The 21,835-nt window shown below is 64.8% G+C and carries 17 protein-coding genes and 1 tRNA gene; 5 read left to right on the top strand and 13 right to left on the bottom strand.

All coding sequences use genetic code 11. The features are described 5' to 3' along the window. Positions 1–99: 99 nt before the first annotated feature. The 7 genes from CLV47_RS18745 to CLV47_RS18710 form a co-directional block, all read right to left on the bottom strand. On the bottom strand, positions 100–906 hold the full coding sequence (locus tag CLV47_RS18745; RefSeq protein WP_106350648.1) for an enoyl-CoA hydratase/isomerase family protein: 807 nt from the start codon (positions 904–906) through the stop codon (positions 100–102). 184 nt (positions 907–1,090) lie between these two features. After that, complete coding sequence (locus tag CLV47_RS18740) at positions 1,091–1,558, bottom strand: carboxymuconolactone decarboxylase family protein (RefSeq protein WP_106350647.1); 468 nt, start codon at positions 1,556–1,558, stop codon at positions 1,091–1,093. Positions 1,559–1,691: 133 nt separating this feature from the next. Then, a complete protein-coding gene (locus CLV47_RS18735) occupies positions 1,692–2,573 on the bottom strand; it encodes a sigma-70 family RNA polymerase sigma factor (protein WP_202862695.1) in 882 nt (293 codons plus the stop codon). A 127-nt stretch (positions 2,574–2,700) separates the two neighbouring features. Beyond that, the gene (locus tag CLV47_RS22145; RefSeq protein WP_170111164.1) at positions 2,701–2,865 is read right to left on the bottom strand and encodes a hypothetical protein; all 165 of its coding nucleotides are present in this window, start codon (positions 2,863–2,865) and stop codon (positions 2,701–2,703) included. 1,398 nt (positions 2,866–4,263) lie between these two features. Further along, positions 4,264–4,629 (bottom strand): hypothetical protein, encoded by a 366-nt coding sequence (locus CLV47_RS18720; protein WP_146135445.1) that lies wholly within the window; start codon positions 4,627–4,629, stop codon positions 4,264–4,266. Between the two features lie 263 nt (positions 4,630–4,892). Then, positions 4,893–4,965: transfer RNA gene (locus CLV47_RS18715), tRNA-Thr, on the bottom strand. Positions 4,966–5,061: 96 nt separating this feature from the next. Continuing rightward, positions 5,062–5,583: a gluconokinase gene (locus tag CLV47_RS18710; protein WP_238145517.1), complete on the bottom strand. Its 522-nt coding sequence runs from the start codon at positions 5,581–5,583 to the stop codon at positions 5,062–5,064. Positions 5,584–5,646: 63 nt separating this feature from the next. Between CLV47_RS18710 and CLV47_RS18705 the strand changes: the two genes are divergently transcribed. Beyond that, positions 5,647–7,281, top strand: a complete 1,635-nt coding sequence (locus tag CLV47_RS18705; protein WP_202862694.1) for a bifunctional 3'-5' exonuclease/DNA polymerase — start codon at positions 5,647–5,649, stop codon at positions 7,279–7,281. A 92-nt stretch (positions 7,282–7,373) separates the two neighbouring features. On the opposite strand, the gene CLV47_RS18700 is transcribed toward CLV47_RS18705, so the two are convergent. Beyond that, positions 7,374–8,138 (bottom strand): SGNH/GDSL hydrolase family protein, encoded by a 765-nt coding sequence (locus tag CLV47_RS18700; RefSeq protein ID WP_106350642.1) that lies wholly within the window; start codon positions 8,136–8,138, stop codon positions 7,374–7,376. Between the two features lie 150 nt (positions 8,139–8,288). Here CLV47_RS18700 and CLV47_RS18695 point away from each other — a divergent pair, with 150 nt between their 5' ends. Both CLV47_RS18695 and CLV47_RS18690 read left to right on the top strand, forming a co-directional pair. Then, positions 8,289–8,783, top strand: a complete 495-nt coding sequence (locus CLV47_RS18695) for a hypothetical protein (protein ID WP_106350641.1) — start codon at positions 8,289–8,291, stop codon at positions 8,781–8,783. A gap of 273 nt (positions 8,784–9,056) precedes the next feature. After that, the gene (locus tag CLV47_RS18690; protein WP_238145516.1) at positions 9,057–10,391 is read left to right on the top strand and encodes a DUF445 domain-containing protein; all 1,335 of its coding nucleotides are present in this window, start codon (positions 9,057–9,059) and stop codon (positions 10,389–10,391) included. Positions 10,392–10,424: 33 nt separating this feature from the next. On the opposite strand, the gene CLV47_RS18685 is transcribed toward CLV47_RS18690, so the two are convergent. Both CLV47_RS18685 and CLV47_RS18680 read right to left on the bottom strand, forming a co-directional pair. After that, on the bottom strand, positions 10,425–12,050 hold the full coding sequence (locus CLV47_RS18685) for a thiamine pyrophosphate-binding protein (protein ID WP_106350640.1): 1,626 nt from the start codon (positions 12,048–12,050) through the stop codon (positions 10,425–10,427). Next, positions 12,050–12,823, bottom strand: coding sequence for a cyclase family protein (locus tag CLV47_RS18680; RefSeq protein WP_106350639.1), 774 nt, complete (start codon positions 12,821–12,823; stop codon positions 12,050–12,052). The genes CLV47_RS18685 and CLV47_RS18680 overlap by 1 nt, the downstream gene beginning before the upstream one ends. Positions 12,824–13,033: 210 nt before the next feature. Between CLV47_RS18680 and CLV47_RS18675 the strand changes: the two genes are divergently transcribed. Then, on the top strand, positions 13,034–14,857 hold the full coding sequence (locus CLV47_RS18675) for an HNH endonuclease signature motif containing protein (protein ID WP_106350638.1): 1,824 nt from the start codon (positions 13,034–13,036) through the stop codon (positions 14,855–14,857). 77 nt (positions 14,858–14,934) lie between these two features. Here CLV47_RS18675 and CLV47_RS18670 read toward each other — a convergent pair whose 3' ends face one another. Genes CLV47_RS18670 through cysS form a run of 3 tightly spaced genes read right to left on the bottom strand, consistent with a single transcriptional unit; the run spans position 14,935 to position 20,257 of the window. Continuing rightward, on the bottom strand, positions 14,935–17,850 hold the full coding sequence (locus tag CLV47_RS18670) for an FAD-binding and (Fe-S)-binding domain-containing protein (RefSeq protein WP_106350637.1): 2,916 nt from the start codon (positions 17,848–17,850) through the stop codon (positions 14,935–14,937). Positions 17,851–17,896: 46 nt separating this feature from the next. Then, on the bottom strand, positions 17,897–18,850 hold the full coding sequence (rlmB, locus tag CLV47_RS18665) for a 23S rRNA (guanosine(2251)-2'-O)-methyltransferase RlmB (RefSeq protein WP_106350636.1): 954 nt from the start codon (positions 18,848–18,850) through the stop codon (positions 17,897–17,899). Next, entirely contained in the window at positions 18,851–20,257 is a 1,407-nt protein-coding gene (cysS, locus tag CLV47_RS18660) for a cysteine--tRNA ligase (RefSeq protein ID WP_106350635.1), read from the bottom strand. Between the two features lie 264 nt (positions 20,258–20,521). Here cysS and CLV47_RS18655 point away from each other — a divergent pair. Then, the coding region (locus tag CLV47_RS18655) for a cbb3-type cytochrome c oxidase subunit I (RefSeq protein WP_238145515.1) at positions 20,522–21,835 on the top strand (1,314 nt) is incomplete at its 3' end.

The raw sequence follows: 21,835 nt of genomic DNA, 5'->3' as shown, positions 1-21,835 counted from the left end.
CACACTCTTGCAATCCGCTTGTGTCACGGACTGTGCACCTGTGTCACGGACCTCGGTGACACAAGCGCACCATTGATGACACAAGAGCCAGGTAGTCAGTTAGTTAGCGTCTGGTCGGGGCGGCGCTGCGCCCCGCCCTGAGACCCCGGTAAAGATGTCGCTGTCCGTCTCGGTCAGGTCAGCGAGGCGGGCGGACGCCGCGTATCGGTTGAACTGTTGTTTCGTTGCCGTCAGGCTGGCCTCGGGCATCCCCACCAGTCGAGCGGACAAGGACGCGACTTCGACGTCGAGGTCCGTTGGTGCCACGACAGCATGCAGCAGACCGAATCGCTCGGCTTGTGCGGCATCGACGGGCCGACAGGTCATGATCATCTCCCGCGCCCGCGCCGCGCCGATCTCTTTGATTAGTAAGGGGGTGCCGCCCCACGAGAGCGGCATCCCGAGTTCCACCTCGGGCAGCGAAAACACCGTGTCGTCTGCACCGACCCGAAAGTCGCAGGAGACAGCCAGCAATACGCCGCCACCGACCACATGCCCGTGCGTCCGCGCAATCGTTATCGCCCCGCACGCGGCGATCGCCTGGCACGCGCGGTGTCCGGTCTCGGCGACGTACCGCCGCTGCCGGACCGAGGTGCCCGCGACAGGACGCGAGGGCGGGTTGCGCAGATCGGCCCCTGCGCTGAAGGCGCGCCCAGCGCCGCCCAGCACGACGACGCGGACGTCATCATGGTCGGCGACCGCATCGAATACCGCGGCAATCTCGTTCAAGGTCTTGTCATCGAGCGCGTTGAGGATCTTCGGGCGGTTGAGCCACACGTGCAGGACCGCGCCCTCGCGCACCAGCGTCAGTCGCTCGAGCGGGTCCTCGCGGGTCGGGATCGCGCCCGCGTCGCCCACGTCAGTCATGGCCGGGACCTCTGAAACGCGCTGTTTGACGTGCCCTCATCGCGCTCCTCCACTACCTCTACGACCAGTGCGGGCACCCTAACACCGCGAACTGGCAATGCCGGACCATCGGCCTGCCGGGGAGGTCATCAGCGTGTCGGCCCCAGACGTTCCGCGAGGACCGGTGCGACGATCCGCGCTAGCGTCAGAACTGCCCAGGCACGTACTCACCTCCTGGCTGCCGGGTAATGACGTTCATCCGGTTGAACAGGTTGATCAGGGCGATCTGCGCCACCAGGGCCATCAGCTGTTCCTCGTCGTAGTGCTCTGTCGCGCTCGCCCATACCTGGTCGGTGACGCCGGAACCGTCAGCGAGCCGGGTGCCTTGTTCGGTGAGTTCAAGCGCTGCACGTTCGGCGTCGGTGAAGACCGTTGTCTCCCGCCAGCCCGCCACGAGATTGAGCCGTAGTGGCGTTTCGCCCGCGCGCGCTGCGTCCTTAGTGTGCATGTCCAGGCAGCCCCCGCAGCCGTTGATCTGGCTCGCCCGGATGTTTACCAGTTCGAGGGTCGCCGCAGGTACGGACGACGTGGTCACGACTTTGCCTGCCGCAACGATGTGCTTGACGAGCTTCGGTGCGATATCGGTGCCGAACGGGTTGAGTCGAGCTTGCATGATGATCTCCTTCGTCTTCTGTGGGTTTCACCTACTTGGACGAGGCTGACGCCGGGAACGTAACACCGCGCGTCGACCATAGGTGCCCGCGCGAACCGCTCATCTCGCGCCGACGGTCAGAAGAAAACGCGATCTAGCTAGGGCGCCCAGGGAGGTCCATCGCCGCGAGACGCTCACGGTCGACCACCGAGATCACCTCAACGATCCGGTCGTCGACGACGGTGCACGCCATCACGGCCAGCGGCTTGCCCGTCGGACCCCACGCCACGATCCCCGGCTCACCATTGACGAGCACTCGGCGCGCGGTCACCTTCGCGTCCTTGCCTCGCTGAGCCTGCGCCGCGAGCTCGGTCGCGCCCAGTTTGACTGTCACGCCTTGCGGCGTGTGCACGCTCCACCGCACGTCCGGATCGAGCACTCGCAGCAGCCCCTCGAAGTCGCCTTCGCGCGCCGCCGCGATAAACGCATCAACCACGGCCCGCTGCCGGCGCCGGTCCTGGTTAGGGGCCCGTGAGCCCTGTACCTTTCGGCGGGCCCGGCTGGTGAGCATCTTGCTGGCATCGGCGGACTTACCGATGATCTGACCGACCTCCTCGAACGGCACCGCGAACATGTCGTGCAGTACGAGCGCCAGCCGCTCCGCGGGGCGCAGGGTATCGAGCACCACCAGCAGCGCGAGTCCGACCGACTCGGCGAGCAGCGCCGTGTCCTCCGGCGCGTCCTCGTCGTCGGTCACGACCAACTCGGGCAGCCGCTGGTCGTCGTACGACGCCTCGGGTTTGGCCTTGCGCGATCGGAGCATGTCAATGCACACGCGGCCCACGACGGTAGTCAGCCAGCCAGCGAGGTTGTCGATCGCTGCCGGGCCTTGTCGCGCCAGTCGCAGCCATGCCTCTTGGACCGCATCTTCGGCATCCGCCCGCGACCCGAGCATCCGGTAGGCCACCGCCACCAGCCGCCCGCGGTGTTCCTCGAATGCCTCGACTACCGCTTGCTCCGACATCGATCCAGCCATATGTCGTTACCTCCTACAGGCGAGTCTCGTCATAACCACGACGTGCCCGCTCGTGCCAACGTAACGGGCACGCAGAGACTTGCCAGTGATTCGCGGATTTGCCGCCACATCCGTAGGGCTGCCTCGGCTAGCGTCGTCGTTCGCTTGGCGACTCGTCGGAAGTCGCGCCCCACTTCTTCCGGTAAGCGGAATCAGGGTCGGCCTCGAACTCATCGGGCTGAGGAGCGACCTCTGCCATGTCTAACAGCGGAGCAGCATCTACGGCACCCGGTTCATTGTCGTCCGTCGCCATGCAGGTCTCCTGTCATCACCGACGTCGTCATGCTTACTCTTGGAGCGAGCGAAGTCGATCAGGGTTAAATGGTAGGCAACCGCAAACGCGCAGGTTGTCGCCATGATTAGGTAGAGCCGACCGCGGGACTCGAACCCGCAACCCTCTGTTTACAAGACACGGCCTGGTGTCCCTAGTCGCGCCTACTTCGCTTTTATATCTGGCAACTAAGAAATTCCGTACTTTCTCGTATCGTCTCGTATCGTCTCGTATCTCGCCGTTTGTGACCAGGTTTGTGACCACGCGGTTAACGTCCCCTCGCTTCAGATCCAACTGCCGTGTACCCCAGGATCGGTCCGCTAAGAGTCACTTTCCGGTGGAAAGTACTCCGTCCATTCATTTGAGGTGGGCGTTCCAGGCGTCGCGGCAACGTACGCATTTGCCGCTGGCAGAATCTCAGAGCGCCAGCGCTGCAGAAACTTCTCCATGCAAGCAAAGAACTCCAGGTCTTCCCAAGGGCCTGAGCGGAACATCCATTCGATCAAGGTTCCTTCCGCCGCTGACAGGACATGTTTGACTCCGCCTCTGTGCCTCCCGCCATCAGCGGCAACTGATTCGAAATAGATCGGCCCGACGACCAAGTTCGCCTCCGGCCCTGTCATCGTCATTTGCTCATATAGAGCCCGGATTCCCCCCTTCAATTCGCCATTCCGTCCGATTATTCGGACGTGTTTGAGTTCCTCATCGTCGTGTAAGCCTCTCCACCAGTCCGCCATCGCTTGGTTCACCTTGAGGGCAGGCGCTGCTTCAGCGTTAAGAGTGCGGGCCACAGCGCATGCACAGTCGAACACGTACGGCACGTAATCATTGAAACTGGGCCCCGCTCCGACTCGGCCTCGTTGGTCGGCCAGCACCCGATCGGCGCGGTCAAGGGCATTCTCGGTAAACACCAAACTTGGACCAGACACGTTGTTCAACGTAGCGCGCCTGACTGTTCGCTCGCAATCGCTAGCAGACGTACTTGCCTTCTCATCGCTCCGTCCGCCAGCCCCGGTCGACGCGAATAGTGATAGGCACCAAGACCGTGGTGGATCACTTCCGTCGGGCAGCCCGTACGGAACTCCTCGCGACCTTCCCTCCGCTAGTCCTCCTCCGGACTCGCTCGCGGTGTGTTGCGTCCATTGAGTCTATCGATTTCTTTCTCGACTTCTCTCCGCTCCTTGTCTTGTATCCTGCGGCCAGCCACAGTGAGCGACAAAACAAGCACAGCGAAAATCAGAATCAAAACGATCGTCGATCCGCCTCCACCCGATTCGCCCCCCGGGTCGGGGTTGTACGCGAAAAAATCGCTAATCTTCTGCATGACCATTGGCTGCCCCCGCAATTGGTCGAGGCCCTCACCGTACGAGTACCGGCTCTTTAAGCAAAGCCTCGCCTGGGCCAGGCACGATCCGCGAGCGGCCCGACGGCGCCCTGTCTAAGTCGGTCTCGCGTAGATAGTGAGCCGTACTGCCTCCGGACCCGTCCGTGCGGCACCGCGATCGACCCCCGGCCGACGTCCGGCATGTTCGCGAGGTCCGCGACGACCATCGCGACGGCGGTCACGATGTCGTCGTGAGATCCGGCCGGGTTTTGAATCTTGACCACTCCGGGCGCCGTCTCCACCAGGCGCGTTGCGATGAACTCATCGCGCAACTCGGCGTCGTCGGGCAGGTCGAGTGCGCGGTCTCGCAGGGCTCCCCACAGCGACCGCGCCAGACGGTTGGCGCCAGCCGAACTAAACACGTACTCATCCGTTTTGACGCCTTGCCTGGCTAGTGTCACTGCTCGGGCACGACGTCGCGACGTACTCGCGGTTCTATCTGGTCACAGACGACGACGGCGCAACAGCAGCGGCCGAGGTAGCCGGGCGGATATTCGCGGTTTGACCGTTTTCGGTCATTTGTGACCAAGATTTGTGACCAGAGACAAAATGGTCCCTCCCTACACGAATTAGGGAGGGACCATTTCTATGCTCTGACCAGGTGGCTTTACGGCCCGATCAGCGGAGCCGACCGCGGGACTCGAACCCGCAACCCTCTGTTTACAAGACAGATGCGCTGCCAATTGCGCCAGGTCGGCGATGTGCGGCATCCATCGTAGACGGCGGCCACCGCGCACGCCCGGTCGGGCGCGTTGCTAGAGACCAGCCCCTTACTAAGTCCCCTGCACTAGTTCTCAGTTCGCGGCGACGTACGCGACGGCCTTGTCCACGATCTGCTCGATCGGCAGATCGAAGTCGACCACCAATCCGCGTTCGCGCGGTTCGAGTTCCTCAAGCGTCGCGTACTGGGAGTCGACCAGTGCCGCGGGCATGAAGTGACCGGAACGCTCGGCGACGCGTCGTACGACGACCGACCGCTCACCTTCCAGATGCACAAAGAGCACGCCCGGTGCATGTTTGCGCAGCACGTCCCGATAGGCGACTCGTAGCGCCGAGCATCCCATCACGCCGCCACCGGACTGGTGGCGACCGAGCCATGCTCCGACCGCCTCCAGCCACGGCCAGCGATCAGCATCCGTGAGCGGCGTTCCACTGGCCATTTTGGCGATGTTGGATTCGGAGTGGAAGTCATCGGCGTCGGCATACGGCACGCCCAGGCGCTCGGCGAGCGCGCGACCGGCGGTGGTCTTGCCCGACCCGGACACCCCCATCGTGACGATGGGCGGGTAACTGTCTCCGAGGGCCTTCTCGACCACGCAAACCTCCACAGCAGGTTGAGTCCGATCAATCAAGTCTGACCCATGGGCAACAATGATCTGGTGAGTGTTGCCCTCGGAATCGATATCGCAGGTGATTTCTGGGTACGCCGCACCGACGAATCATCCGCCGTCCGACTCGCTCCCGCAGATGTCGCGCCAACCCTCACCCGGATCGAAACCGCCGAAAGGCCTCGCTGGATCCTGCCCGGAGCCGCCTCGATCTATCCCACGCTGCGCGAGCTCGGCGTGCGCCTGGACCGATGCCACGACGTCGTACTGGTCGAGGCGCTCCTGCTGGCGGCCGAGGGCCGGTACGGCGCCCCGTCCCATCCGGCCGCATCCTTGGCGCGGCTGCACGGAATCGAGGCGCCGGAGGCCCGCCTCACGAGTCCGTCGCATTCTGCGGACCCAGAGCCACTCGCGCTGTTCAACCGTGCCGCGCTGATGTCCGACGCCGACCCGGCGAGTGCCGCGTTTGAGATTTACCAGGATCAGGTACGTCGTATCGCAGAACGAGCGCACCCCAACGCCTTTGGAATTCTGTGCGCCGCCGATTCGCTCGGTGCGCTGCTCGCGGTGGAGATGACCGAGGCCGGAATCCCTTGGGACGCCGGCGTACACGACGCGTTGCTCACCGACCTACTGGGCGAACGCCCACGCTCCGGTGGCCGGCCGCCGAAGATGGCCGCGCTCGCCGACCAGGTGCGCGCGGCGTTTAACGGCGCGCAGGTCAACCCCGACTCCCCCGCCGACCTCATCGCGGCGTTCGGCCGGCAGGGTGTCGAGCTGGAATCGACCCGCTCTTGGGTGATCAGAAAGATCGACCATCCAGCGATCGCTCCTTTGCTGACCTACAAGGAACTTTCGCGAGTGCACACGGCCAACGGCTGGGCGTGGCTGCACACCTGGGTACGCAATGGAAGATTTCGACCGGAGTACGTCCCGGCCGGGGTTGTCTCCGGGCGGTGGGCGACACGTGGGGGCGGGGCGCTGCAGATCCCGCGGCGCCTGCGCGGCGCCGTCGTCGCCGACCCCGGCAAGACGCTCGTAGTCGCGGATGCAGCCCAGCTCGAACCGCGTGTCCTCGCCGCGATGTCCGGCGATCCGGGCATGATGCGCGCGGCAGGATCAACTGACATGTACGAAACCCTTGCCGCGCAGGCGTTCGGAGGTGACCGGGCTAAGGCGAAGATCGGCCTGCTCGGCGCGATGTATGGCCAGGTCGGAGGTGGCGCTGCCGCTCCCCTCCAGGTGCTCAGGGCTCGCTACCCCCGCGCCCTGCGGCTATTGGAAGACGCCGCGCACGCCGGCGAGCGCGGCGGTCTCGTCCATTCGCACCTCGGTCGCACGAGCCCTCCGCGCTCAGAGCGCGACCCGTCACCGGCTCAGGAGCGGGCGCGTGGCAGGTTCACCCGCAACTTCGTCGTACAGGCAACGGCCGCCGAGTGGGCCGAGTCGCTGCTGGGAATCCTGCGCCAGAAGCTGTTTGCGGCGTACGGCGACAGCGACAGCGCTCGGATCGTTTTTTACCAGCACGACGAGGTGATCGTGCACTGCGACGCGGAACTCGCCGAGGCGGTGGGCGCGGCGATCAAGGATTCTGCCGACGCCGCCTCCAGGCTGTTGTTCGGCGACACGCCGGTGATCTTTCTGATGGAGGCGAAGTCGGTCAAGTCGTACGCCGAGGCCAAATGAATCGTCGCCCGCGAAATCTCATCCCTAGCTGGAAGGTTTGACGCGCTCAGCGCATCAAACTCTCCAGCTAACCTCCGGAGGAGGCGGGACGGTTACGTGGAGATCGACGGACCCGGCTCGACCGGCGTGAGCACCGGAATTTTCGGCAGTCGCCCGTCACCGGACGACTTCCGGGCCAGCCGTCGGCCGACCCACGGCAGCACGTGTTCGCGGTAGTAGCCGATCGTGCGCACTTCGCTCGTGGCGGCCGCTTCGATCGCGGACCACTCATCCGGCACCGGTACGTCGAGCGCCGTGAGCACATTGCTCGCCACGTGCACATGCCCGAGCGCGTTGAGATGCATGCGGTCGGCTGACCAGAAGCGGATGTCAGTCAGCGCCGTGTCCGCCCAGTTGTCGACGAAGGTGACACCGTCGCGCGGGAAGGTCGCGAGTACGGCGTCGTCCAACTGCTGACCGCGCCGTTGGATCAGCCGACCTGCGGGCAGATGGCGCGACGGATTTGCGCCGCTAAGCAGTAACAGGTGGATCCCCGCACCGACGACTCGTCGGGCCGCCGCCGAGAGCTGGTCGGCGACCGGCTGGATCGCCACGCGCGGGCGCATGATGTCGTTGCCGCCGCCGTTGAGGCTGAGCAGTTGCGGACGCAGGTCGATCGCCGGTTGTAGCTGCTCGTCGAGCAAAGGACCGAGCTTCCGGCCGCGAATCGCGAGGTTTGCGTAGGTCACCGGCTGCGGACTCGCCGCGGCCATGCCGAGCGCGACCAGATCGGCCCAACCCCGCACCCGCCCGTCGGGCAGATCATCGCCGTACCCCTCGGTGAAACTATCGCCGATCGCGGCGTAACTGCTGAACATGCCTCAACGCTATCGTCCACGGCTGCGGGGCCAACACCGGTTTGCAAGACGCCGCGCGGCCAACGGCCGATGAACGGCGCGTCGCGCCAACCCGCGGATCATCTCTAGCCTGGAATCTATGGACGCGCCCGTATCCTTTACGCTGTCCTGATGCGCGCATGCCTCCCGACGCTGGCCCGGATACCTCGTCGCACCTTCCTCCTCACGGCTTTCGCCGCCGTCGTCCTGTCCGGATGTTCCGCTGGCAACGACCCTGTTTCGGCCTCGAGCACATCGCCTGACAAGGCGCCCACGACCTCAGCGGAGGCGTCGACCCCGCCCCCGACGGCCGCAGAGACGCCTGCCGCGTCCGCGCTTACGCTGACGGTCAACGGCCAACAGACCGAGCTCATGCCGACCGACGTGTACTGCTCGGGCACACCGGGCGATATCCAGCACATCATCGGGAAAACGAACAACCAATTACCGTTGGTCGAGGCCGAGAAATCAAACTTCGCGATGGTCAAGATCGGACAGGGCGCCCCGCACAAGACACAGCAGCCTGATGGGATCAGTTACGGGGCGGACAGCGTAACTTTTGTCAATGTTTCGCTCGGATCGGCAACGCTCGATGGCACGATGGCCTGCACGAAATGGGAGAGCTGATCCCCCGGTCTTCGGACCCGGCCTCGTCTGGTGGTTTTCGTCGTTCACGGTTGAGGATTTTCCGGGCGCCAGACATGGGCATTTCGGCGCGCAGTTCCAAACTTCGCGGACATTTGTAGGGTCGCGGGCGTGCACAACGACCACCCGAGCCGGCGTACGGAGGGCGGCGCCGATCGTTCCAGGGCCTAGCGAATCCGCTTTCAGGTAGAGGTTGGCCACCGGTGGGCAGCAGCCGGCCGCGGCGGTCAGCGTTCCGGCCATAGGCTTACCGGCGTGGCAAAACATTTCGCAGACCCGGTCGCCGAACTGACCGAAGCACCGACCCCGCCGGAGACCCCGGTAGGCCTCAGCGTCCCGGCCATGTCCGGCGACAACGAACGACGCCGCGCGTTGCGCAAGATGAAGGCAACCGCGGCCGGCCTGCTGATCCTGGCGGCGATCATCTTTATCGCGTGCGTGATCTGGCAGAAGAACGCCGCACCCACCTGGGTCGGCTACGTGCGCGCGACGGCCGAGGCGTCCATGGTGGGTGCGCTCGCGGACTGGTTCGCGGTCACGGCGCTGTTTCGGCATCCGCTCGGGCTGAAGATCCCGCATACCGCGATCATTCCCAACAAGAAGGACCAGATCGGCGAAAGCCTCGGCGAGTTCGTCCAGTCCAACTTCCTCACCGGCCCGGTGCTCGCAGACAAGCTGCGCCAGATCGGCGTATCGCAGCGGATCGGCCAGTTCATCGCCGAGCCGGCCAATGCCCGCCGACTCGGCGACACGATCGGCGCCGCGATCGAAGGCGCCACCGAGATCATGAACGACGACGACGTACAGGCCGCGTTGGACTCGCTCATCGTGTCACGGGTACGCGCCACGCCCGCCGCACCGCTGCTCGCGAAGGTCATCGACATCGCCGTCGACGGCGGGAACCATCAGCACATGCTGACCGCCGCTCTCAAAGGCATGGCGAAGTTCTTGGAGGAAAACAAGGCCGTCTTCCGGCAGAAGGTCTCCGAGGAGTCGCCCGACTGGGTGCCCAACTGGGTCGACGATCGCATCTTCACGAAGATGTTCACCGGCGTACAGAGCTTCATCCACGACGTCTCGATCGATGAAGACCACGAGCTACGGCACCAGTTCGACGCGCGAATCAAGGAGTACGCCGAGGACCTGCGCACGAATCCGGCCACGGCGGCCAAGGTCGACGCGATCAAGGAGGACGTGCTCAGCCACCCGGCAGTCAAGGAATGGTCCTCGTCATTGTGGTCGGCGATCAAACGCAACCTTGTCGACCTCTCCAAAGACCCCGAATCGCCGCTGCGCCAACAGATCGAGATGACCATCATGCGGTTCGGCACGATGCTCACCACCGACGACACACTGCGCGGCAAGATCGACGGCTGGGTCGAACGTGCGCTGCTGTACGTCGTTGACCAGTACAAAGGCGACATCGCGGACCTCATCTCTGGCACGGTCGCGCGTTGGGACACGGTCGAGACGTCTAAGCGCATCGAGCTGCAGGTCGGCCGCGACCTCCAGTTCATCCGGATCAACGGCACTGTGGTCGGCGCCCTCGCCGGGCTCGTCATCTACACGATCGCCCAGCTCATCGGCTAGCGGTACCGCACGGTTTCGTCGCGGACGGGCGGGTTAGTGGCCCTTGAAGGCTTCCTCGAGCCACCACGACGGCTGGTCGCGCACGACCTTGGCGTCGATGAGCAGTGGCCGCGCACGGTCGCCGGCGAGCCAGTCACCTACCGCATCAAGGTCCGCGCTTCGCCGTACGGTGATTCCGTCAAAGCCATATCCGATGGCAATCTGCGCGAAATCCGTCTCCGGAAACTGCACGGTGCTCAGGTCGTGACCGTGCGGGCCGAAATGATGCACCTCCGCGCCGTACGCACTGTCGTTGTAGATAACCACCACCATCGGCAGACTGAGCCGTACGACGGTCTCGAACTCGCTGGCCGCCATCAGCGCACCACCATCGCCGAGCGTCGCGATCGGTAGCCGGTCCGGGCGCGCCAGCGCCGCGCCGATCGCGGTGGCCAGACCGAGCCCGATCGACTGGAACGCCTGCGTGAAACAGAATCCTTGCTCGTCCGGTACGTCGAGAAACGCGCTGGGGTAGCCCATGAAGTTGCCCGAGTCCACGGACACGATCCGCTCGGCCGGCAACAGATCGTCCAGGCGCGTGGTGAGGATCCGCGGGTCGATGAACTCGTCGGTGCTGAGGTCGTCGTACGCCGTGTCCCGCCACCGGCCGCGATCAGCGAGGTGGGCACGCACCCGGGACGTGCGATAGCCCTCGGATGTCCAGTCACCCAGGGCCTCGGTCGTCCGGACGGCCGCCTGCCGGGCGTCGTCGGCAACGAAATGGTCGACCGTGCGGTACTTCCCGACGCGGTCCGAGTCGATCTCGACTTGCACGACGACCGCGTCGGGGCCTATCAACGTCCCCTGCCGCATCGTCCACATATTCAGCGAACAGCCCCAGCCCACGATCAGGTCGGCGCCTTGGATGAGCTCCGCGACCAGCGGAGAGGAGAACCCGCCGGACACACCGAGTGACCAGTCGTTGCCGGTAAACATCCCTTTTGCAACAGCTGAAGTAGCCAGCAGCGCACCGCACCGATCCGCGAGCGCGGCGAGTTCGGCGCCTGCTCCGCGCGCTCCCCGACCGGCAATGAACACCGGACGCCGAGCGGACTTGATAGCCATCACGAACCGGTCCAGGTCACCCTCGAGCTTGGCTCCGGTCGTGGTCATCGCCGGATCCACGATTTCGGTGCCGGCCTCCATCGCCTGCAGGTGCAGCGGCACGTTGAGTACGACGGTACGACGTTCGCGCACCGCAAACTCCACCGCCGAACGCGCCGTCGCGGCCGCGGCCGCTGCATGAGTGATCCGCATCGGTACGGCGCCGACCGCCTCGGCAAGGGCCGGCTGGTCGACATAGAAGTTGGAATCTGGCTGATCGGTCTCGGCGACCACGACCACCAGAGCGGTCCTGCTTTTGGCCGCCTCGGTGATGCCCGTCATCGCGTTGGTCAGCCCGCATCCCTGGTGCAGGGTCACCGCGGCCGGACGCCCCGTCGTACGGGCAAACGCGTCGGCCATCGTCGTACCGGCACTTTCGTGCCGCGCGGCGACAAATCGGGCGCCCGCATCCACCATGGCATTGGTGTATTCGAGGTTGCCCGAGCCGACGACACCGAAGACGTGATCGATGCCCGCCTCGACAAGTGCCCGGCCGACGGCCTGCGCGACGTTCATCAGCGTTCCACGAGCGCCAGCACTCGGGCGGGAGCGCCGGAGCCGGTGACAATCGGCAGCGGTCCCGCGATGATCACGGCACCAGTCGGAGGTAGCTGCGCGAGGTTTTGCAGCTGGGTCAGGCCATATTTGCCGTTGCCCATCAAGTTAGCGTGGCACGGAAAGGGCGGGTCGAATGAGTGCGCCGCGCCGGCATCGGTGCCGACGGTCTCGACCCCGAGGCCGATCACCGGCGTCTCCTCGGCCAGCCACCGGACGCAGTCTCCGGACAGGCCCGGCGTGTGCGGTCCGTTCTCGTCGGCGTTCACGAACTCGGCCTGGGAACTCGACCGCGCATCCCAGCCGGTCCGCACGAACATCCAGCCGCCGTCGGGCAGCGGCGCGTGCTGGGACTGCCACTCTTTGATGTGGTCGATCTCGACGAGGAAGTCCGGGTTGTCCGCGACCCGCGCGCTGAAGTCGAGTACGACGGCCGGCGCGATCAGCCGTTCGACCGGCACCGATGCGATATCGCCTAGGTCTTTGCCGGTGGCCCAGTGGTTGGGCGCGTCGAAATGGGTGCCGGTGTGTTCGCCGGAGCGGAAGTTGTTCCAGTACCAGGCAGGGCCGCGGTCGTCGTACTTGCTGATTTCCTCCAGCTCGAACGTCGCCGTCTGGCCGAACTCCGGCGGTAGCTGTATGACCGGCGTACTGGACGATAACGGCGCCGTCAGGTCGATGACCGAGATCGCGCCGGCCTGCAGCGCTTTGGTGAAGTCGCTCAATACGGACACTGTGCCTCCAAGAATGCGAGTAAGACGGGCTGGTGCCAGTCTGCCCGGTCGCCCACCATCCGTGGCTTTGTACCCCACGGTCCGTGACTCTGCACCCCGTCATCCGCGGCAAATAACCCGGCGATCTGCGGCAAAATACTCTGATATACAAGGAAAGAAGACCTGCTCAGGTCTTGCGGTAACGCACCCCGGCGCGATACGATATAGCACATGCGTACGAGGCACAAGGATCAGGCGGAACGGACACAACCACGCCTCGACCTGCCCTCGTCACCCGCCGATACCGGCGAGACGGCCCCGCCCACGATGCAAGGTCCGGTCACGAAGGCCGAGACGTTCACGGCGACCCTCACCCAACTGGTCGACATCGAACACGCCGAAGCACTCCTGCACCGCGAGAAGCTCACCCTGCGCAGCATCCTGCTCAGTACCGCCGACTACCAACTCCTCGACCCCTCCGCCGTACCCGGTGGTCCCCGCCGGCATGCGGGGGCCGACTGCCCCGACATCGGGTCCGACACATGGCTGCAGAACATTGACCTCGCCGCCGCCGAACTCGCCGCCGCGACGTGCGTGAGCACCGGTACGGCGAAAAACCAGCTCGCCACCGCCAGCTACTACACCCGCCACTACGCCGCAGCGGTCGCCAGTCTCGACCCCGACGGTGACCCCTACCGCGGAATGACCGCGCACAAGCTGGACCTGTTCACCGAGCACACCACCGACCTCACCGACACCGAACTGGAGAAAGTCACGGCGCGGGTGCTGCCGCACGCGCACACCGACACGCCCGGCCAGTTCGCGCGGCGTATCGAGAAAGCGGTCATCGCTGTGACGGGCACGAGTAAGCAGAAACAACGCCGCGCCCGCGCCAACAGGGACCGGTACGTCGCGTTCGATAGTGACTCGATCACCGCACGGATCTTCGGGCGGCTACCGATCGCGTGCGCCCGCGCCCTCGACACAGCGTTGGATGACCTCGCGCGCAGCGGCGCGCTACCGGGTGACGACCGCACGCATGAGCAGCGGCGTCTCGACGCCCTCGCGGCGTGTGTGCTCGGGCCGGCGGCGATGATCCGCCCCGCCGGGCACCCCGCCTACGGCGGGGCGATACCCGGCGCCGCGGCGTGGGACGCCGACGGGCAGTACCTGATCACCGACCCGGGCCAGTCCACCGAAGCGGCCGCGGTGATGGAGAAGATCCGGGGACTGGCAGCGACCATCAACTTCACCGTCCCGCGCATACCCGAGGTCACGATCAAAGTCACGATCCCCGTGCACCTGTTGGCCGGGTCCGACCTCGCAGGCACCAACAGCAGTACAGGCGCGAGCAGCGGTGCCGCCGGCACGAACCGAAGCAGCGATGCTGCTGCCGCGACCGACAGCGACAACGGCACGAACGAGCCCGACGCCGCGAACGATGCCGAAGCCTCAAGCGATCCCGTGGGTCATGATCACACGCAGAGTCGACCCGGCGGCAACACCAACAGCGGCGACACCGACAGCGGCAACCCGAATGATGCGGGCACGAACGATTCTGAAGCCACCGACACGCTCGGTGCTGAAACGCGCCCGGACGACCCGCACCGCCGGGCGGTCGCCGCGATCGAGGGCCTTGGGCCCATCGATGCCGACCTCGCCCGTTACCTCGCCAAGGACGCACGATGGCAACGCGTCATCACCGATCCCTACACCGGCGCCGTCCTCGACGTCGGCACAAAAACGTACCGCCCACCGGCACAGATGCGCCGCCGGATCATCCAACGAGACCACACCTGCCGGTTCCCCGGCTGCACCCGCCCCGCCGAACGCTGCGACGTCGACCACATCGACCCGCACCGCCCCGACGGGACCGGCGGCACCACCGGCGACTGCAACCTCATCGCCCTGTGCCGTCGCCACCACCGACTGAAACACCAAACCAACTGGCGAGTAAAACTCCACGACGACGCGTCGTGTGAATGGACCAGCCCCGCCAGCCGCAGATACCTCACGTATCCCGCCGACACCGACCCACCACCACAACGCGACTAGGCCACAGCCTGCGCCTATCTACTGACTTACTTCACAGTCCGCGCGACCAGATGGTCGTCCATCCCAGCGACTCCGGGCTAGACGTGGACGGCGAAGGCTTCAGCGACGAGTTCGGCCGTGGTCTTGACCTCGCGGTTGCCGAGCTGCCGAATCTGCGTCTGGCACGAGAACCCGTCCGCCACGACAATCGCGTCCGGCTGCGCCGCCAGCATCGGTAGCAGCCGGTCTTCGGCTACCTTCACCGAGACGTCGGCGTGCTTCGCGCTGAAACCGAACGAACCCGCGAGACCGCAGCAGCCCGCGTCCAGTACCTCAACCTCATAACCGATCGCCTCGAGGATCTCCACGTCAGCCTTGTGACCGCCGTTCGCCTCCTGGTGGCAGTGCACCTGAAGAAGCACCTTCCGGCGCGGCTCCTCGGACTTCGGCATCGACTTCGCCTTGATAGCAAGCCATTCTGGCAACGAAATCGCCAGCCTTGACAACGCCAGCGCCGTCGGATCGTCGTGGAAGAGGCCGACCAGCTCGTCCCGGAACGTCGCCAGACAACTCGGCTCCAGTACGACGATCGGCGTACCGGCAGCAATGTGCGGACGCAACGCCTTCATCGTCTTAACAAGGCTCTTCTTCGCCAGATCCAGCATGCCGTAGTCATAAAGCGGCCGCCCACAGCACACATCCTCCGACGGCACCTGCACGCGCCCGCCGGCAGCCTCCATCACCTTGGTGGCGGCAATCCCGGCCTCAGGACCGAGGTAGTTAGTGAACGTATCGAGCCAGAGCACGACGTCCTCACCGCTGGTCGACAGTGACTGTTTCGCCAACCACGAGCGCAGAGTCTGCTCCGCGAACACTGGCGCCGGACGCGAGGCCGTGACCCCAGCCATCGTGCGTAACGGCTTACCAAGCCGCGACTTCAGCACCCTGTTGGCAAGCTTCGGCATCTTGGACGCGAGCCTGGCGCTGTAGCGGATCATGCCCAGCGAGTAGGCCTGCCGCGGACGGATCCGACCCTTGTAGTGATGGGACAAGAACTCCGATTTGAACGTCGCCATGTCTACGTTGGTCGGACAATCGGTCTTGCACCCCTTGCACGCCAGGCAAAGATCGAGCGCCTCGGCGACATCCTTGTTGCGCCAGGTCGACGGCGTGACCTCGCCTCGGAACATCTCCTGAAACATCTTCGCGCGACCGCGAGTCGAGTGCTTCTCATCGCCAGTGACCCGGAACGACGGGCACATCGTGCCGCTATCGGTACGCCGGCACCGCCCCACCCCTACGCACCTATCGGCTGCGTCCTGCAGCGAGAAACCCTCGTCACCGAAATAGAACGACGTCTTGTCGATCGGGTTGTGCGGTCGATCCGGACCGTGCTTGAGGTTCGTGTCCAGCGGGAAAGGATCGATCAACTTTCCGGGATTCATCCGCTCCTGCGGGTCCCATAGAGTCTTGTACTCCTTGAAAGCACCCATCAGCTCAGGACCAAACATCTTGCCCCATAGCTCCGCGCGGCCCTGTCCGTCACCGTGCTCACCGGACAGCGAGCCGCCCAGTTCGACGCAGATGTCCGAGGCCTTGTCGATGTAGGAGCGGTAGGTCTTGATCCCTTCGTAGGAACCGAGGTCGAAGCTGCTGCGGGTGTGCATGCACCCGTCACCGAGGTGGCCATACCACGCGCCGGTGTAGCCGAACTCTTTCCACAGTTCGCTGACCCGGCGGATGTACTCTCCGAGGCGTTCCGGTGGTACGGCGGCGTCCTCCCAGCCTTCGATGTTGGGTGCCTGTCCCGGCGGCCGGGCGGTCGCGCCGAGCCCGGACTCGCGCACGGCCCACATCGCTTTTTGCTCCGCAGCTGTGCGGCAGATCTTGGTGCTCGGGTTGCCTGGCGCCGTACGGACGGCGTTTTCCACGAACGACTCGACCTCGTCTTCGCTGAATGCGCCGAACTCTGCAAGCACCCAGCCGCGACCGTCGGGCAGCCCGGCGAGGGACTCCATGTGCATGTTGCGCTTGCGCATGTAGCCGGCGAGTACGTCGTCGACGCCCTCGATGCCAATGACACCGGGAAACTTCCGGAACTCCGCCGCGAAGTCGGCGGCCGTGAAGATGTCCTCGTAACCAAGCACGAGCAGCCGGCGGTACGGCGGCCACTGCACCAGTTGAAGCGTTGCCTCGGTCACCGTGACGAGGGTGGACTCACTTCCGACCAGCGCTCGAGCGACGTTCGGGCCGCCCTCTTCGAGCAGCGAATCGAGGTTGTAGCCACTCACTCGCCGCGGGATGTCCGGGAATTCGCGGCGCACGTGATCGCCGTACTTGATCCGCAGATCGCCTAGCCCGCGGTAGATCTCGCCAACCCGGCCGGCGCTCTGACCGAGCTCCGTGAACCGCGCCTCGGTCAGCTTGCCGACATCGAGACGGAGTCCGTCGTAGGTCTGGACGCGCATCGACTCGATGTTGTCGACAGTCTTGCCGGCATATACCGAGTGCGTGCCGCAGGAGTTGTTGCCGATCATGCCGCCGATAGTGCAGTACGCGTGTGTCGCGGGATCAGGAGCAAAGGTCAGATCGTGCGCTTCTGTAACGGCGCGCAGATCGTCGAGCACTATGCCCGGCTGCACTCGCGCAAGTCGGGTTTCCGGGTCGAATTCAAGGACCTTGTTCATGTGCCGCGAGAAGTCGATGACCACTGCGACGTTGCACGTCTGGCCGGCAAGCCCGGTGCCACCCCCGCGACCTAGGATGGGCGCACCGACCTCACGGGCCGCAGCGATCGTGGCCTCGACATCACCCTCGTCGCGCGGAAAGACTACGCCGATGGGGATCTGGCGGTAGTTGGACGAGTCGCTGGCGTACACGGCCCGGGTGCCGGAATCGAAAGCAACCTCGCCGCCGACGGTACGACGCAACTTCAGCTCGAGGCTTTTCGATGCGTCCTCATCAACGCCCGACCGGTCGAGGCGACGCCCCGGCATGCCAAGATCTACCGACATAACTCCCTCTCTGTACGACGCACTCTGTACGACGCGAGCCGTTGGCTCAGGAACGACGCGAGTTAGCGAACTGCCACAGGGTGACCGACGCCGCGACCGATGCGTTGAGTGATTCGGCCTTGCCCGACATCGGGATCGACAGCACCTGATCGCACTTCTCCGCAACCAGCCTAGACAAGCCCTTGCCTTCGGAACCGACCACGATGCAAACGGGATCGGTTGCCCCGTCGAAAGACTCCAACGAGATATCGCCGTCAGCGGCCAGCCCGACGACGAATACGCCGGCCTTCTGCAGTTCCAGGATCGTGCGCGACATGTTGGTGACCTGCGCGACCGGCAGGCGGGCCGCCGCGCCGGCCGACGTACGCCATGCGGTCGCGGTCATGCCTGCGGCGCGACGCTCCGGCACAATCACTCCGTGCGCACCAAACGCCGCCGCGGATCGCACCACGGCGCCGAGGTTGCGGGGGTCCTGTACGCCGTCCAGCGCGACCAGAAGCGGTGCTTCACCGGCCGCGCGCGCAGCCGCTATCAAGTCCGACGGGTCGGCGTACTTGTAGGGCGGTACGGCGATTCCGATCCCTTGATGCAAGATCCCACCGGTCAGCCGGTCCAGCTCGTGCCGAGAGACCTCGAGGATCGGCAGTCCGATGTCCCCGGCGATCCGGATCGACTCGCTGACGCGGTCATCGAGCTCGGTCTGTTCGGCGATGTAGAGGGCGGTCGCCGGCACGCGCGTGCGCAATGCTTCGACGACAGGGTTGCGTCCTACGAGCATCTCTGGCGCGTTGGCCGGTTTACGCCGCGTCTGGCGGCCGACGGCCTTGCGTGCCGCGACCTGAGCGCGCTTCTGGGCCGGGTGCTTGTAGCGGTCCTTCGCGGCCGGGGTCGGCTTGCGGCCTTCGAGCCCCTTGCGACGCTGCCCGCCCGAACCTGTCTGGGCGCCCTTCTTGGTGCCGGCCTTGCGCATTGCACCCTTGCGTTGGGAGTTGCCCGCCATCTACTTACCGCTCTCTATTGTCCAGCGCGTGCCGGATGCGCTGTCTTCGATATTGATGCCGGCCGCCTTGAGCTCGTCACGGATTGCGTCTGCGGCCGCATAGTCCTTGCGCGCTCGGGCGTCCTGCCGCTGCGTCACGGTCAGCGCGACCAAGGCGTCGACGACACCGGTGAGGTCGGCCTCTTCGCCGCCGGACCAGTGCGGATCGAGAGGGTCGAGCCCGAAGATGTCGAGCATCGCGCGTACTTGATGTAGCCGAGCCCGAGTTGCTTCGCCGGGGCCGATCTCGTTGTTGCCGACGCGAACGGCATCGAAGATGACCGCCAGCGCGCCACTGACGCTGAGGTCGTCGTTGAGCGCCTCGGCGAACTCCGTCGGAACCTCGACCTGCGCGAGGTCGACCGGTTCGGGGTGCAGTTCGTTGGCCCGGCGCACGAAGTTTTCCAGCCGCGAGTACGACGCATGTGCCTGCGCAAACGAGTCGTCATTGAACTCCAGCGTGCTGCGGTAATGCGCCGCGGCGAGAAAGTACCGAATGTCCACCGGCCGCACGGTCTTGACCAGCTCATCAACGTTGAGCGTGTTACCGAGTGACTTGCTCATCTTCTGGCCACCCATGGTCACCCAGCCGTTGTGCATCCAGTACGACGCGAAATCGTCACCGGCAGCAGAAGACTGTGCCAGCTCGTTTTCGTGGTGCGGAAAGCGCAGGTCTATCCCGCCGCCGTGGATGTCGAACGCGGAACCGAGGTAGCGACGGGCCATCGCGGAGCACTCCAGGTGCCAGCCTGGCCGCCCTCGGCCCCACGGCGTGGGCCAGGACGCGGTCTGCGGTTCGCCGTCTTTGTAGGACTTCCACAGCGCGAAGTCGCGCGGGTCCTTTTTGTGTTCGTCGGTCTCGGTGTCGGACGCGGGCTGCAACTCGTCGAGCTTCTGCCCGGTGAGCTCGCCGTACGCCGGCCAGGAACGTACGTCGAAGTACACATCGCCGCCGACGGCGTACGCGTGACCACCGTCGATGAGCTTCTGCATGAGTTCGACCATTTCGGTCACGTGACCAGTCGCTCGTGGTTCGTAGGACGGCGGCAAGTTGCCCAATACGTCGTACGCCGAGGTGCAGATCCGCTCGTTGGCGTACGCGAACTTCCACCAGTCGACGCCGGCTTCGGCAGACTTCGTCAGAATCTTGTCGTCGATGTCGGTCACATTGCGCACGAGTGTCACGTCGTAACCCTCGCGAGTCATCCAACGGCGCAGAATATCGAATGCAACGGCAAATCGCATATGCCCGATGTGTGGCGGTCCCTGCACGGTGATGCCGCAGACATACATCGAGACCTTGCCGGCTTCGAGCGGGACGAAATCCCTGACGGTGCGGGATTTGCTGTCAAAGAGTCGGATGGCCACGGATCAATCGTACGGAAACGATCCGAGTGACCCCGCACCTATAGGTAATGGAAGTCCGGCGTACCCCCAGGTTAGGCAATTGTCCCTTGACTATTGGGCAAGATCGACGTTACGTAGAGGACAGAGCCAGCGATTGGGAACGAGTCTCCGCGCCTGACAAGCGCGCCCCGCGCAACGATCCGACTCGGCGGGCCACGTCGATTCGCACGGCAGTCGAAGCAGACGGTACGGGCCCGTCTCCAGGGCGTTCTGGGGAGGTTCACCGTGGCGATTGGTACGCCGATTCGATCCGTAGTTACCGAAACACCGCACCGCGTCACCAAGAAGGGCTCCCGCTTCGGCGCCGTATTGCGTACGACCGATCACAAGGTGATCGGTCTGATGTATCTCATTACGGCGTTCTCGTTCTTCCTGCTCGGTGGCCTGATGGCGATGATGATGCGCGCCGAGCTAGCCCGCCCCGGCTACCAGTTCCTGTCGCCGGAGCAGTACAACCAGCTGTTCACCATGCACGGCACGATCATGCTGCTGTTTTTCGCGACACCGCTGTTCTTCGCATTCGGCAACCTCGTGCTGCCCTTACAGATCGGCGCACCAGACGTCGCCTTCCCGCGTCTCAACGCATTCTCCTACTGGCTGTTCCTGCTCGGTGCGATCACCAACATCTCGGGTTTCGTGACCCCCGGTGGCGCCGCCGACTTCGGGTGGTTCGCCTACTCACCGCTCAGCGATGCGACGAACTCGCCGGGCGTCGGCGCGGACCTGTGGATCATCGGCCTGGGCATTTCGGGTCTCGGCACGATCCTCGGCGCGGTCAACTTCATCACCACCCTCATTTGCATGCGCGCACCCGGCATGACGATGTTCCGGATGCCGATCTTCTGCTGGAACGCGCTGGTTACCTCGATCCTGGTCCTGCTGGCGTTCCCGATCCTCACCGCCGCGCTGTTGGTGCTGCTGGCCGACCGGCAACTCGGTTCAGTCGTGTTCGAACCACAAAATGGCGGGTCGATCCTGTGGCAGCACCTGTTCTGGTTCTTCGGGCATCCGGAGGTCTATATCGTCGCCTTGCCCTTCTTCGGCATCATCGCCGAGATCATCCCTGTCTTCAGTCGGAAACCGATGTTCGGCTACAAGGGCATGATCATGGCGACCTGCTCCATCGCGGTGCTGTCGGCGACGGTGTGGGCGCACCACATGTTCGCCACCGGCGCGGTGCTGCTGCCGTTCTTCTCCTTCATGAGCTTCCTGATCGCGATTCCGACCGGACTGAAGTTCTTCAACTGGATCGGCACAATGTGGCGCGGGTCGCTCACCTTCGAGGTCCCGATGATGTTTGCCGTCGGGTTCCTGGTGACCTTCCTGTTCGGTGGGCTGACCGGCGTCATGCTGGCGTCCCCGCCGATCGACTTCCACGTCTCGGACACCTACTTCGTGGTCGCGCACTTCCATTACGTCCTCTACGGCACGATCGCGTTCTCGGCGTTCGCCGGCGTGTATTTCTGGTTCCCGAAGTTCACCGGCCGGTTCATGAACGAGAAGCTCGGCAAGCTGCACTTCTGGCTGACCTTCATCGGT

Source organism: Antricoccus suffuscus, assembly GCF_003003235.1.
Lineage (GTDB): Bacteria > Actinomycetota > Actinomycetes > Mycobacteriales > Antricoccaceae > Antricoccus > Antricoccus suffuscus.
The sequence above is the reverse complement of the archived record's forward strand: the minus strand, read 5'-3'. Positions and strand labels throughout refer to the sequence as shown.

Coding starts and splice junctions, on each gene's coding strand:
- CLV47_RS18745 (WP_106350648.1), bottom strand. CDS start 906: ATGACTGACGTGGGCGACGCGGGCGCGATCCCGACCCGCGAGGACCCG.
- CLV47_RS18740 (WP_106350647.1), bottom strand. CDS start 1,558: ATGCAAGCTCGACTCAACCCGTTCGGCACCGATATCGCACCGAAGCTC.
- CLV47_RS18735 (WP_202862695.1), bottom strand. CDS start 2,573: ATGGCTGGATCGATGTCGGAGCAAGCGGTAGTCGAGGCATTCGAGGAA.
- CLV47_RS22145 (WP_170111164.1), bottom strand. CDS start 2,865: ATGGCGACGGACGACAATGAACCGGGTGCCGTAGATGCTGCTCCGCTG.
- CLV47_RS18700 (WP_106350642.1), bottom strand. CDS start 8,138: ATGTTCAGCAGTTACGCCGCGATCGGCGATAGTTTCACCGAGGGGTAC.
- CLV47_RS18695 (WP_106350641.1), top strand. CDS start 8,289: ATGCGCGCATGCCTCCCGACGCTGGCCCGGATACCTCGTCGCACCTTC.
- CLV47_RS18685 (WP_106350640.1), bottom strand. CDS start 12,050: ATGAACGTCGCGCAGGCCGTCGGCCGGGCACTTGTCGAGGCGGGCATC.
- CLV47_RS18675 (WP_106350638.1), top strand. CDS start 13,034: ATGCGTACGAGGCACAAGGATCAGGCGGAACGGACACAACCACGCCTC.
- CLV47_RS18670 (WP_106350637.1), bottom strand. CDS start 17,850: ATGTCGGTAGATCTTGGCATGCCGGGGCGTCGCCTCGACCGGTCGGGC.
- rlmB (WP_106350636.1), bottom strand. CDS start 18,850: ATGGCGGGCAACTCCCAACGCAAGGGTGCAATGCGCAAGGCCGGCACC.